The organism is Pseudomonas sp. FG-3G (assembly GCF_901007645.1).
Lineage (GTDB): Bacteria > Pseudomonadota > Gammaproteobacteria > Pseudomonadales > Pseudomonadaceae > Aquipseudomonas > Aquipseudomonas rhizophila.
The window spans coordinates 106,653-119,164 of sequence record NZ_CAAKGZ010000044.1 but is presented as its reverse complement, the minus strand read 5'-3'; the positions used below and the strand labels follow the sequence as shown (position 1 = coordinate 119,164).

The 12,512-nt window shown below is 53.3% G+C and carries 9 protein-coding genes and 1 tRNA gene; 8 read left to right on the top strand and 2 right to left on the bottom strand.

Annotated elements, in window-relative coordinates; genetic code table 11:
• Positions 1-2: 2 nt before the first annotated feature.
• The 7 genes from PSEUDOMOFG3G_RS25535 (at position 3) to PSEUDOMOFG3G_RS25505 (ending at position 6,869) form a co-directional block, all read left to right on the top strand.
• Positions 3-698, top strand: coding sequence for an ABC transporter permease (locus tag PSEUDOMOFG3G_RS25535; protein ID WP_076383342.1), 696 nt, complete (start codon positions 3-5; stop codon positions 696-698).
• Positions 695-1,384 carry an ABC transporter permease gene (locus PSEUDOMOFG3G_RS25530; protein WP_047226885.1) on the top strand — a complete coding sequence of 230 codons (690 nt, stop codon included), beginning with the start codon at positions 695-697 and terminating at the stop codon, positions 1,382-1,384. The genes PSEUDOMOFG3G_RS25535 and PSEUDOMOFG3G_RS25530 overlap by 4 nt, the downstream gene beginning before the upstream one ends.
• Positions 1,365-2,597, top strand: coding sequence for a methyltransferase (locus PSEUDOMOFG3G_RS25525; protein WP_139048839.1), 1,233 nt, complete (start codon positions 1,365-1,367; stop codon positions 2,595-2,597). The genes PSEUDOMOFG3G_RS25530 and PSEUDOMOFG3G_RS25525 overlap by 20 nt, the downstream gene beginning before the upstream one ends.
• A gap of 331 nt (positions 2,598-2,928) precedes the next feature.
• Positions 2,929-3,753, top strand: coding sequence for an FkbM family methyltransferase (locus PSEUDOMOFG3G_RS25520; RefSeq protein ID WP_139048838.1), 825 nt, complete (start codon positions 2,929-2,931; stop codon positions 3,751-3,753).
• A gap of 75 nt (positions 3,754-3,828) precedes the next feature.
• Positions 3,829-3,904, top strand: a tRNA-Thr gene (locus PSEUDOMOFG3G_RS25515).
• A 267-nt stretch (positions 3,905-4,171) separates the two neighbouring features.
• Complete coding sequence (locus tag PSEUDOMOFG3G_RS25510; RefSeq protein WP_076383298.1) at positions 4,172-5,161, top strand: Abi family protein; 990 nt, start codon at positions 4,172-4,174, stop codon at positions 5,159-5,161.
• 727 nt (positions 5,162-5,888) lie between these two features.
• Positions 5,889-6,869: an integrase domain-containing protein gene (locus PSEUDOMOFG3G_RS25505; protein ID WP_139048837.1), complete on the top strand. Its 981-nt coding sequence runs from the start codon at positions 5,889-5,891 to the stop codon at positions 6,867-6,869.
• A 576-nt stretch (positions 6,870-7,445) separates the two neighbouring features.
• On the opposite strand, the gene PSEUDOMOFG3G_RS25500 is transcribed toward PSEUDOMOFG3G_RS25505, so the two are convergent.
• Both PSEUDOMOFG3G_RS25500 and PSEUDOMOFG3G_RS25495 read right to left on the bottom strand, forming a co-directional pair.
• Complete coding sequence (locus PSEUDOMOFG3G_RS25500) at positions 7,446-8,348, bottom strand: hypothetical protein (protein ID WP_139048835.1); 903 nt, start codon at positions 8,346-8,348, stop codon at positions 7,446-7,448.
• A gap of 489 nt (positions 8,349-8,837) precedes the next feature.
• Positions 8,838-11,048, bottom strand: coding sequence for an AAA family ATPase (locus tag PSEUDOMOFG3G_RS25495; RefSeq protein WP_171061299.1), 2,211 nt, complete (start codon positions 11,046-11,048; stop codon positions 8,838-8,840).
• A gap of 448 nt (positions 11,049-11,496) precedes the next feature.
• On the opposite strand from PSEUDOMOFG3G_RS25495, the gene PSEUDOMOFG3G_RS25490 reads away from it, so the two are divergent.
• Positions 11,497-12,501, top strand: coding sequence for a hypothetical protein (locus tag PSEUDOMOFG3G_RS25490; protein WP_139048833.1), 1,005 nt, complete (start codon positions 11,497-11,499; stop codon positions 12,499-12,501).
• The last annotated feature ends 11 nt before the right edge of the window (positions 12,502-12,512 follow it).

Below are 12,512 nucleotides of genomic sequence, written 5' to 3'. Positions count from 1 at the left end.
CCATGATGATCGATCTCTACGGATTCGGCCCGGCGCTCGCCGCTGGCGCGCTGATGACCGTCAAACTGGCGCTCTCGGCCCTCTGCCTGGGGCTGGTGCTCGGCTTGCTCGGCGCCTTGGCCAAGACTTCCCCGTACAAGCCGCTGCAATGGCTGGGCGGCACTTATTCGACACTGGTTCGCGGCATCCCCGAATTGCTCTGGGTGCTGCTGATCTACTTCGGCACCGTCAATCTCATGCGTGCCCTGGGCGAATACTTCGGTAACCCGGACCTTTCCCTCAACGCCTTCGCCGCCGGGGTCATCGCCCTGGGCCTGTGCTTTGGCGCCTACGCCACGGAAGTATTCCGCGGCGCGATCCTGGCCATTCCCAAGGGCCATCGCGAAGCTGGCGTGGCGCTGGGGTTGTCCAAGTGGCGGATCTTCACTCGGCTGATCATGCCGCAGATGTGGCGCATCGCCCTGCCCGGGCTGGGCAACCTGTTCATGATCCTGATGAAAGACACCGCGCTGGTGTCGGTGATTGGCCTGGAAGAGATCATGCGGCACGCGCAAATCGGCGTGACCGTGTCCAAGCAACCGTTCACCTTCTATATGGTGGCCGCGTTCATGTACCTGGGCCTTACCGTGCTGGCCATGATCGGCATGCATTTTCTGGAACGACGTGCCGCTCGCGGCTTTGCCAGGAGCACCCAATGAACTGGGAAGTCATCATCAAGTGGCTGCCGAAACTGGCCCAAGGCGCGACACTGACCCTGGAGCTGGTCGCCATCGCCGTGATCGCCGGTCTGCTGCTGGCGATTCCGCTGGGCATCGCCCGCTCCTCACGCCTGTGGTACGTGCGGGCGTTACCCTACGCCTACATTTTCTTTTTCCGTGGCACGCCGTTATTGGTTCAGCTGTTTCTGGTCTACTACGGTCTGGCGCAGTTCGACGCCGTGCGCAGCAGTTCGCTGTGGCCCTATCTGCGGGATCCGTTTTGGTGCGCCACGGCCACCATGACCCTGCACACCGCCGCCTACATCGCCGAGATCCTGCGCGGCGCGATCCAGGCCATCCCTCGTGGTGAAATCGAGGCCGCGCGAGCCCTGGGCATGTCCCGACCCAAGGCGTTGTTCTACATCATCCTGCCTCGCGCCGCGCGCATCGGCCTGCCGGCCTACAGCAACGAAGTGATCCTGATGCTCAAGGCCAGCGCCCTGGCGAGCACCGTAACTCTGCTGGAGCTGACCGGTATGGCCCGGACCATCATTGCTCGGACCTACCTGCCGGTGGAAATCTTCTTCGCGGCCGGCATGTTCTACCTGCTGATGGCGTTCGTGCTGGTGCAGGGCTTCAAACAGCTGGAGCGCTGGTTGCGCGTCGATGCCTGCCAAGGGCGCTGACAGCGGCGTGTTGACGGGCGAGGCGCTACTCGCCCGTTTCACCGCGCTGGATGCTTTTCTCACAACGCACCAGGCATTGTGGAAACCGCGTCCGTTCACCCATCTGCAGCTGCCGTGGGAACGGTCCTACCCTGAGCTGGCCCAATGGCTACGCCAGCGTTCGCTGGAAGACGCGGAAAACGACCATCACCAACCCTGGCTGATTCAACATGCACCCGCGCCATTTCCAGAACTGGCGGCCACTTCCCATGCCTTGAGCGTCGTCGCAGAACTGCCGGGCAAAGAGCTCGAAACCGCCGCCCATCGCCTCAGCGTCGACGTGCCAGGGCGCAAATGGCAGCAAATCGAAGCCTTCGCCAGCCGCCTGCACTTCGCTACCAAACCGACCCACTGGCTCGATTGGTGCGCCGGCAAAGGTCATCTTGGCCGACGCTTGCTGCAGGCTGAACAACAACTGACTTGCCTGGAATACGACCCAGCCCTGATCGCCAGCGGCCAGCAACTGAGCCAACGCCACCGTCTGCCCGCCACGCACTTGCAGCAAGACGTGCTGGCGGCAGAGGCAGGCCTGGCGATCCGCCCTGAACACACGCCGGTAGCCCTGCACGCCTGCGGCGACCTGCATGTGCGCCTGATGCAATTGGCGAGCACCGCTGGCTGCAGGCAACTGGCAATCGCCCCGTGCTGCTACAACCGCATCAATGCTGAACGTTATCAACCACTGTCCGACGCGGCCAAGGGTTCGGTCCTACAGCTAACGCTCGATGATCTCAGCCTGCCACTGACCGAAACCGTCACCGCCGGCGCCCGCATCCGGCGGCAACGGGACCAGTCCATGGCTCGGCGCCTGAGCTTTGACCTGCTGCAACGACAGATCCGGGGCCGCGACGAGTATCTGCCTACCCCCTCGCTCCCCAGCGCCTGGCTGGAAAAATCCTTCATCGAGTACTGCACCGATCTGGCAGCCCTGAAAGACTTATCCACAGTCGGCTCGCCTGACTGGTCGGCACTGGAAGCGGCCGGCCATCAACGCCTGGCCCAAGTGCGCAACCTGGAATTGGTCCGCGGCCTTTTCCGGCGGCCTCTTGAGCTGTGGCTGGTGCTGGATCGGGCGCTTTTCCTCAGCCAGGAAAACTACCGCGTCCGCCTCGGCACCTTCTGCGAAACGCCCCTCACGCCGCGAAATCTGATGCTGCTGGCCGAACGTCACTGACATGAAACAGCCTGTGGATAACTCTGTTGATGAAATTGTCTTGGATCCAATTAATCCGCGATTTTCTGCTGGAAGCGAGGCTGGTCATTTTTTGTTCATATGGATAAAAAACCATTAAAACAGGCATTTGCGAGCAAACGAGAAAGCTGTCACAAAATCGCAAGATGGCAGTCGCCCCACCCCGCCCGTTGTGCATAAGCGTTCAAGCAAAACGACATAACCGCCGAACTCAGTGCTCCCACACGCCAGCAATTGCGCCCATCGCGCCTGTGCAGTACAACAGCCTTTCGTATCGTGATTGACACAATGCCGACACACACAAGGACTGGCCGTGACGTTCATTTCCTACGCACAGAACTTCGAAGACATACGCCTGTGGCGCGCCCTCCAATCGGTGGAAAACGGCTTTTATCTGGACGTAGGCGCCAATCATCCAACAGATGATTCCGTGACCCGGGCGTTCTACGATCACGGCTGGCGCGGGATCAACATCGAACCGGTGCAGGCCTACTACGACGCTCTCTGCCAAGAACGGCCAAACGACATCAACCTGCAATGCGTAGCCGGCGAAAACGCCGACAGCCTGACCTTCTACACCATCGCCGACACGGGCCTGTCCACCGTCGAAGCCAGCGTCGCCCAACAGCACCGCGACGCGGGCATGAAGGTAAGCAAGCAGACCGTCCAGTCCCGCACCCTGACTTCGATCTGCGAGCAATACGCCCAGAACCGCCCCATCCACTTTCTGAAAATCGACGTCGAAGGCCACGAAGAAACCGTGCTGCGCGGCATGGACTTCAGCCGCTGGCGCCCCTGGATCATCCTCATCGAAACCCCATGGGCCCGCGACCAGACCTGGGAAACCCTCGTCACCGAAGCCGGCTATCACTCCATCCTGTTCGACGGCCTCAACACCTTTTACCTCGCCGAAGAACACCTGGCGCTCAAACCCGCTTTCGACATCCCCCCGTGCAACCTCGACGGGTTCCAGTTCTGCAAAGGCCACAAATTCAGCCACCCCCTGAACGAACCCGACCAACAACTCACCGCCGCCCTGCAACGCGCCGAACGGGCCGAAGCCCAACTCCATGCCCTGCAAAACAGCCGTACCTGGCGAACCTTGCAGAAAGTGCGCAACCTCGTGCGCCGCGCCTGAGCCGAGGCCCTGCAAAAATAGTCAGAATTCAGGGGTTTACAGAACGCACCCAATCGCTATAATCGTCGCCCACACGCCGGTATAGCTCAGTTGGTAGAGCAACTGACTTGTAATCAGTAGGTCCCGGGTTCGACTCCTGGTGCCGGCACCATACAAAACAAAGCCCTCGCAGAAATGCGAGGGCTTTGTTGTTTCTGTAGGTTGAACCTTCCTAGGAGCTGGATAAGACCAATATCGCCTTATCAGCATCCACAGACCAAACCTTGCCTGCGCTCCTACTCGTTACAATTTCACGTCAGTACAACGTTGACGGTCGCTTGCACCGACCTATAATGCACCCCAACACACCCGCCAAGCCTAGGTTGACCCAGTCAGCAAGCTCAAATCGTGCGGGTTTTTTTTGCCTGGAGAAAACTACATGAGGCCCTTCGACAAGCCGGCCCTCAGCGTAGAACAGCAATTGGAACTGCTAAAGCAACGAGGTTTGCACATCGCCAACGATGATCGGGCCATGCGTTTTCTCGAAGTGGTCACGCTGTTTCGTCTGAGTCCCTACATGCGCCCCTTTCAGGAGCCAGACCCTGAACATACTTTCAAGCCTGGCAGCACACTGAAGGCAATCGTCGATATCTACCGCTTCGATGGTTCGTTGCGGCGCATCACCATGGATGCCATCGAACGTGTCGAAGTCGCCATACGAGCGACTATCAGCAATCATATGTGCCCTAAGTACGGGCCTGACTGGATAGCTGACGCGTCAGTCTTCTCCTCGTCATACTCACACCCCGATCTGTTGCGTCCGTTGCGGGAGCAATTGATTAAGGAACGCAGCAAACTCAGACGTGATATCGACCGCATCAAAAAGGGTCGGCAAGCCGATGGGCTCCAACAACAGCGGATAGAAAACCGCATGCGTGACAACTACTTCCGATATTACGGTGCAACCTATGCCTCCCCTGAGCTGCCACCCGCTTGGGCGGTCCTGGAAGAGCTCAGCCTTGGGACGGTATCTACCCTCTTCAATGCCATAGGCAAAAGCGCCGACAAGAAAGCTATCGCCACCAGATTCAGCTTGCCCTTCGAAGTATTAGCCTCCTGGCTCCACACGCTGACCTTCATTCGCAACTGCTGTGCCCACCACTCACGGCTATGGAACCGAGAACTCTCGATTCGACCATCCTTACCTAAAGAATGGGCCATTCCCACTGCCCCCGCCGACCAGCCTCAGCCCAAACAGCGGCTCTACGTCGTATTGACGATGCTGGCCTACCTAACCGACTTGATCAGCCCAGACAGCCAGTGGAAGCTTCGCCTGGCCGAAATCATGGATCAGCAGGAACTGGATTATTTGAGGCTCATGGGATTTCCAAATGATTGGAAAGATCAACAGCAATGGCGCCTAGCGTAGAGAAACTAGAAACAGACTGCGGTTAATTCCCTGTTTCATCATTCCAGCCAAAAATCGTGGTCGGCCCCAACAAATTCCCAGAACCTTTAGGGCTACGCCACACCGTGGTGGTTCTCCCAAAGTGCGATTAGCGTCCGGCGGCTCGCACGGTCACAGCGATGTGATGGATGCCTACTTTTACCAGTGTGCCCACTGCGGCAACTCACCCCCTTTCATAGCTGCCCTGCAGCAACCTATCCGCTTGGCCATTTCCTTGCGCCAACCTGCGCCCGTCTCTTCTTCCGGAAAGAGACGAGCGCTCCTACCGCTGCTGCAGCCCACCTCGTACAAGGCTTTGCGGCATTTCCTCTCGTGACAATCGGCGTGACAAACACCGAGGTCACCAGCAACAGCAATGCAGATGATGGTGCCGCAGCCCAAGGAATGGGTTGCACCTGACTGACAGTCAGGCATGCCCCGGTCATCACTTCGCTGCCTTCACCCGACTCAGGATCTCGCGGCATTGGTCTCGTCAGCCAGTGCAGCCTCCACCCGCCCACTTCTTCAGAGGTGCTCAGGAGGCCAGGTCATGAGATGCCCAAGCTTCCGGTCGTAAAGAGCCGCCAGTCCCGCGTTAGTGGACAACCCTCACAGGTCGCAGGGGCCTTGATCCCTGATAACACTCAACATTCGTGGCGGGATGACGTGGGGAAAGTTTCAAAGATTTGGCTTCGACAGGAGTTTGATCATGGCATTGGTAGGTAGACGGGATGGGCGGAATTTTGGATATGGACGGCAACTGAGTTATGCCGGGCCACAGGCGTTGCGCGATCTGTTTGGCGGCGGTCATTACGGCACGGTCAAGGCGCACAGTGATCGCTGGCAGGCGTTTGTTCGTTGGTGTCGGTCGGAGGATGGACCGGGGTTTAATGATGCGCGAAAAATTGATCGGCAGACCTTGCTGGATTACGCCGGGCATCTGCGTCAGCAAGTTGAACAGGGCGAGCTCGCCATCGCCACAGCGCAAAACCGGTTGTCCAGCGTGAACCGGACCCTGGCAGCGCTTCGCGGTGATCAGCATGTGAAAGTGCCGAGTCCGAGCAAGGCGCTAGGGACGCAGCGCACCAGTGTTCGTTGCTCAGTGCCGCAAGGCCAAGACCGCGAACAGGTGAAACGGATCGTCGACGTGCTTTGCGAACATCAGCAGCCGCGCGCCGCAGCCATCGTACAGTTGGCGCGAACCACCGGCATGCGCATGCGTGAGACCATTTTGGCCGACCTGCCCCGATTGCAACGTGAAGCAGAACAACTTGGCAGAATCAACATCCAGGACGGCACCAAAGGTGGCCGTTCCGGAGCTTCAGCACCTCGCTGGATTACGGTAGATGCTCATATTCGTGACGCGCTGAAATTTGCCGATCAGGTCTCGCCCGACGGTAGCCGCAACCTACTTGCACCGGACGAAAGCTACCTCGATTTCCAACGGAGAATCGTTCGTCCTGCACGGGACATCCTCCATCAGTACAGCCTCAAAGGTTTCCACGAGTTACGGGCGGCCTATGCATGCGAACGCTATGAGCAAATCACCCATCATCCCGCCCCCATCAACGGTGGCCATTGCTATCAGCTCGACCGACGCCTAGATCAGGATGCCAGACTGCAAATCAGCTATGAGCTGGGGCACGGCCGTATCGGTGTATTGTCGGCTTACATCGGTGGTCGAATATGAGCACGGCATTCGATATGGAGCTTTTCCTGGCGGGGATCGTCACGGGGTCGCACTCCACCCGCCAGCGTCACCTTCGCCAAGCGAAAGTCATTCAAGTAGCAATATCCAAACGCTGGCACATAGACAACCCATGGGCTTGGCAGCGAAAACATTTGGCATGGTTTCTGAATCAACATTTGAACCAGCACGCAAAGTCGACACGCCACTACTATTTGTTGACCACACATTTGCTCACCCTCCGCTTAGGAAGATCTTGGCAGTTCAAACGTTAGTCAACGGTCAACAGCCGAGCATTGTATTCATCTAGAAATCAGGGGTGACTTAATGGGAAGTTTAACTCGGAATAAAAAGGCGAGAGCCAGAGGTATAAAAATTCTTGCTAGTTGATGCCTTTCCACGGAGCAGCCCAGTTCAAGTGGTAATGACCGTATTTGGTCGAGAATCGCCGAGCGTAGTGATCCGAATGCGAAACAATAGGCAGTTTTAGCCAGAGAACCTGTAGTTTTCTACGGGAAAACCACCGCGGCAAGCAAAGTTTGCCTCAGCGGAATTTATGCAAGCTACTATCCAGATACCTTATTTTCTCAGAGCAAAATTACAGCGCTTCCCAAACTCCTGATCCTTGCGCGCTAGATCATACATTTCTGGGGATAACGCTATGCTCTTGTTGATGTACGACAATGCATCTTCGGTTCGCCCGAGAGAACATAGGATCTTTGTCGCATTGAGCATAATTATTCTTTGCGCACTCCCTTCGACTGGCTTCAGGTTGATCGCAGTGCTAATGCTCTTTAGCGCAGCGTCGTTCCGATCAGTTCGCATTTCTGCGTAAGCTTTGTAGTTCCACGCCAATGAATCAGAAGTGTTAAGTAGGGTCGCCATCTCAAAATTGGTCAACGCTTGTTCAAAATTCCCGCTCTTGGCAAAGGTTTTACCAGTATTAAGGTATTCACTTGAAGCTTTCAGAGGCGATGCCTTATCGGCAATGACCTCCTGGGGTGTACTACTGACTCTAATAGCTTTAGCTTTTTCAAGAACCTCGTGAACATCAATAGCTGGCAACACAGCATTTGCCAGCGCCGCCAGCCTCTGCTCAGACTCTGGTGCAGGAGCGGTAATAAGCTCAAGATTGTTCTGTATAAACCTTGCTTTATTTGCCTCTCTATTTTGCTCAGACTCACTTTTCTTGATAAAGAGCTCTTCCTCTTTCTGCCTAAACTCAACTTTTTTGTTGTCCGCGTCGAATACCATTCGTTCGGACATATTACTAGAGTTTGTATAGTATGTAGCAGCTGCCAAGACGAAAACCGCGACTGGAATCGCAAGCTTAGACCACAAATCAATCCTGTAACTTTTTACAGCAAGAGAGGCTTTAGACGCTTCTAGCTTAAACTTTTTTTGCTCAAGACTAAGCTTCTCCATCTCTATATTCAGTTTCTTTTCATCTAGACTGATCGAAGGCCTTGGTTCTTTGAGCATGTAATATTGGACTTATGATTGGCTAAGTAAGGAGATGTGCCTGGCTAAAACAGATAAAGCTGAGAGATACAAGAGATGCAACTACCACCAAGGTTATTCATTACCGGCGGGGAAGGGAGCGCTGGTGTTTACACACTGTCTCCCAACGACCGAAACGGTAACGTTCGTACTGGCGAACCGGTACGACTTTGGCATGACTAGTCATGACGTTATCTCCATTTTTTCTCAGCTTGCTGCTGATAGCCTTTACACCCTATGTGTAAAGCTACGCATTCGAGTGTGGGCAGGATGGAGAGATCCGTTGGTGGTAGCTGCGGAGCAATCCTAACAGCCTAAAACACGCCTGTGAAGCGTTTTGATGGCACCGTGCCGCTAGTGCCATCACAAGCTGGATCGCAAATGTATGGCCGCTTTGCTGGCAGACTCGTCGCGCTGGTTCCGGACTGAGAATGTTCAGCGATAAGAGCGAAGAGACTGAGCCTCTGAGGCTTATGCCACGTCTGCTGAATCACTCTCGTCCTCCTCCCCCATCATCATGCGATAGTGCTCGGGGTACCCAGATACCGCAAAAACCTCTTTGAATTTCTCAATGAGTTTGTTGGGCTCCAGCCCCCCGAAATCAGTGATATTGATAGAGGTGCCATGTGATTCTCGGTTGACATAACGATAGAGCGACTTGAACTCCCCACTATCATTATTCTCCAAGCCCTCTAGGGCCTTCGACAAATCATCCCTCTTATGAATGAAGCCGAAATAGTGCTCCAGCACATTGCGCATCATGTTCGGCAGCACTGCCGGGCTTACCCTGCCCTCACTCGCATCCCTGATTACTTGCCAATACGTCTCGTAGTCATTTTTGATGTCGCGATGACCCAACGCTGAAATGCTGCTGAACTCGCCCTTGATGACCCGGAAGCATCGGTATTTTTTGACCACGGTTTGCCGACCATTTCTCAAAAGCTCGTGGAAGAAAAACAAGTTATGAGTAAGCACTAGGATCTGTTTGAAATTCGCCTCCGGACGAAGCACTCGGTGGTAAATGAGCGCGGCAACCTCATAGACATAGTTATGCGAAAGGCTGGAGATTGGGTCATCAATGACCACAATGCGGTTACTCAGTACCACCGGTGAGTCTGACTCGACACTACCCAAGCATAGCTCCAGAAAGTATAGGAACGTGACCAAGGTCTTTTCACCTTCGCTCAGTGAGCGGTAGACATCATCTATTACGTCGGGCCTGACGAGTCGGTAACTGGTCTGGTCTCCTGGCTCCTTCTGAATAGAGAAGCCGCTGAGGCCGATCGCTGAAAGCGAGTTATTGATATTTATGACTGACTCTTCGATATTGGTAATCTCCGACCGATGCCGTGAAATAGAATCTCGAATCGTAGTCGACTGCTTAATTAGTTGCGCGATGCTCTCATCACATCTCTGGATGCTCTCCTCCAACTCCTTAGTAACCTTTTTGTGTGCCGAAATGATCGGCTCAGCCTGCTTACGCATGATCAGCCACAGCTCTTGGGTTATATCCTTAAGCAACTGATCCTTTTTAAGGATCCTTTCGTTGTACTCGACAATTTTGAGACGCTGCACCTCGATCGTAACGTTCAGTCGCTCAACAATGTCACTGGTAGAAATGAGGGTTACGACCTTTGACGCCGAACCTCTCTTGTCGTTAATTTTCGCAACGTTATCAGCAAAGGCTTTGACCAACTCAGCCTTGGCTTTGACGAAAGCGGGATCCTCCTGAATCGCAGAGCTTCTGTAGAGTTCACCCTCCAGCGTCGTCAGCAACGAGCGGGTACCACTCTCGTACGAATCCTTAAGCAATTGGAGCGTTTCTATTTTTTCGTCGTAGCTTTTATCAAAGAGTTGTTTGACGTGGGACTGGAATTCATGCGGTAGCGATTGCTGACAGAGTGGACATTGCCCATCGGATTTGGCGACATAAAACATCGCGCCTTTCACCCAGTCCGCGTTCCCAAGCTTCTCGATCAAACCTGCCAGATAGGAATCCCCAGAAGGGGTAATGACTTCGCTGAAAATCTTATTGTTTTCAACCGCGGACGCGGTAAACAAGATAGGCCCCAGAGTGGATAGAAGCTCACCATCAGACGATTGCAGTGCATGCGCTGCTTCAGCTAACTCGCGGCCTGAACGGGTAGCTACCGAAGGTAGCGACATACTTTCCAGCTTGCTTTTCAGCTTGGCCTTGTTGGTGTGGAAGCTTTCAAAGCAGTAATAGAGACTGTCTTGGTTATATTCTTTCTTGATGTCCCATAGCAGATCCTTGTATTGGTTGTCCTCCTTTGTCTGTTGACTGAAGAGTTTTTGACGTTCATCAGCGACTGTCTGACTTATCAAACGCGTCTCTTCAAGGCTTTGTTCATCCTCACGGATGGCCGCCTCAGCCTCGATATTACCTTGGTTGAGCGTGAAGATACCGGGCTGAGTTTCTGAGTGAAAATTCTTCTCTACGAATGCCTGATTATAAACGAAGACCTGGTCTTGGCTCACCGCCGGATTGACCTGGCAGTGTCTGTAGTGGCCATGCGTAAGCTCCTGCAGATAATTCGCAATGGTGGACTTCCCACTACCGTTAAGCCCGTAAATAAGGTTCACACGCGTCAGTGGACCGAGCGTGACAAAGGCGTCAGAGGGATAGCTAGTGACGCCTTTTAGAGAGACCAGGTCAATCATGAGATCCATCCGTGGTGGAGAAACATTAAAGTACCATCAAATCTATACCATCGCCTGCTCCTTTTGCCATAAGCCTTTCGCATAACCTATCCCTATCCTCAGGCGGCTACTTTGAAGGCTGCGACATGGTTGTGGCTCTGTTGCATTAGCGAGTATTTTCGGACCTCTTCACTATCTGGCCGCCGCGACAGAGCGTGCCACCAGCAACAAAATATCAGTAAGCTGACTGAGTTATAGGCTTATGTCTCAATGGCGAAAAAACTCAACTTAATTAATAGAAAACATAAAGCAACTATAAAACCAACGCTATCTGCAACCCAGAGTTTATCTTCTACGCAACAACAGTTCCCACCCACAAAAAATTTGATTTTTTGCATCATGTACAACTATCATCATGGCGCATGCAGGTAGTAACATTATCTCAAGAATAAAATTTCAAGGAGCAGTTATGCCACAAAGCTTTGATTATTCGGCGAGTCTTACTTTGAGCTACCAAGCGAATCTGAAAAAAATATTACGCAAGTGGGGCCAAGACCACCGAAAGATCCCCCCTGGAAACCTACCTCATTACTTTCATGACCTTGTTATGCGGCTGCCAGGCTCACGAAGCCGCCGCATCCACCTAAGTGATACCATTCTTGAGTCATCTGAAAAAATACAGACCATTCAACCTATAGTTCGAAAACTAGAGAACGGAATCAGTGTTTGGCCACACTTAAGTCGAGGGTGGGGCAAGCTAAAAGACATCGACCAAATGTACAACGCGTGGAAAATTTCTCACTTCCACATAAACACTAACATTGAAAAAGACGGTTACGTTGAACGCTCAAAAGAAGTATTACTGGCAATTATTTGGCAAGACCAGGCATTTTTGATAGATGTACGCGACCATGGAAAATCGAACCCTGATCTTTGGTATAGCATTGACCTGATGGAAATCATATTAAGAAATTGGCCTGAATGGATGTATCAATACAGGAGCAACATCAAACAAAGCAACACAGACAGCTCTATTGCCACCACCAAGCAATTTCGGCAACTCTCCGCCAACAACCCGCTCAATTTATCAGACGGCAACACCTACATGCCTCCCGGAATTATAACCGCCGAAGGATTGTCCATGCTCAGCTCAATGATATACACTAGAACAATTACGCATAATTTTTTACTTATCCAGCAGGCTGGAGTCGAGGCGCACGACGAACTGCTAAAATATTTCTTCCGACACACGACTCCGCCGCAAAAGCTTGATATGTATGTGGATGGAATTTGGCCCTCCTTAACCGTAAAGGCAAAAGGATCGCCTTATTTAATGCCGTTACATCTTATCCGTGCTTTGGTAACCCCCTTAATTTTCAGAACTTCGGACATCCAAAAATTTCGCAGACAGTTTCATCCCGAGCTGTATGACAACTATTATTTCAAACCAGTATCTGCCCGCCTTCATTTCTGATTTAACGAATA

Excerpts from the sequence above, each read along its gene's own strand:
- PSEUDOMOFG3G_RS25510 (WP_076383298.1), top strand. The coding sequence starts at position 4,172 with ATGAGGCCCTTCGACAAGCCGGCCCTCAGCGTAGAACAGCAATTGGAA.
- PSEUDOMOFG3G_RS25495 (WP_171061299.1), bottom strand. The coding sequence starts at position 11,048 with ATGATTGACCTGGTCTCTCTAAAAGGCGTCACTAGCTATCCCTCTGAC.
- PSEUDOMOFG3G_RS25505 (WP_139048837.1), top strand. The coding sequence starts at position 5,889 with ATGGCATTGGTAGGTAGACGGGATGGGCGGAATTTTGGATATGGACGG.
- PSEUDOMOFG3G_RS25535 (WP_076383342.1), top strand. The coding sequence starts at position 3 with ATGATGATCGATCTCTACGGATTCGGCCCGGCGCTCGCCGCTGGCGCG.
- PSEUDOMOFG3G_RS25525 (WP_139048839.1), top strand. The coding sequence starts at position 1,365 with ATGCCTGCCAAGGGCGCTGACAGCGGCGTGTTGACGGGCGAGGCGCTA.
- PSEUDOMOFG3G_RS25490 (WP_139048833.1), top strand. The coding sequence starts at position 11,497 with ATGCCACAAAGCTTTGATTATTCGGCGAGTCTTACTTTGAGCTACCAA.
- PSEUDOMOFG3G_RS25500 (WP_139048835.1), bottom strand. The coding sequence starts at position 8,348 with ATGCTCAAAGAACCAAGGCCTTCGATCAGTCTAGATGAAAAGAAACTG.
- PSEUDOMOFG3G_RS25530 (WP_047226885.1), top strand. The coding sequence starts at position 695 with ATGAACTGGGAAGTCATCATCAAGTGGCTGCCGAAACTGGCCCAAGGC.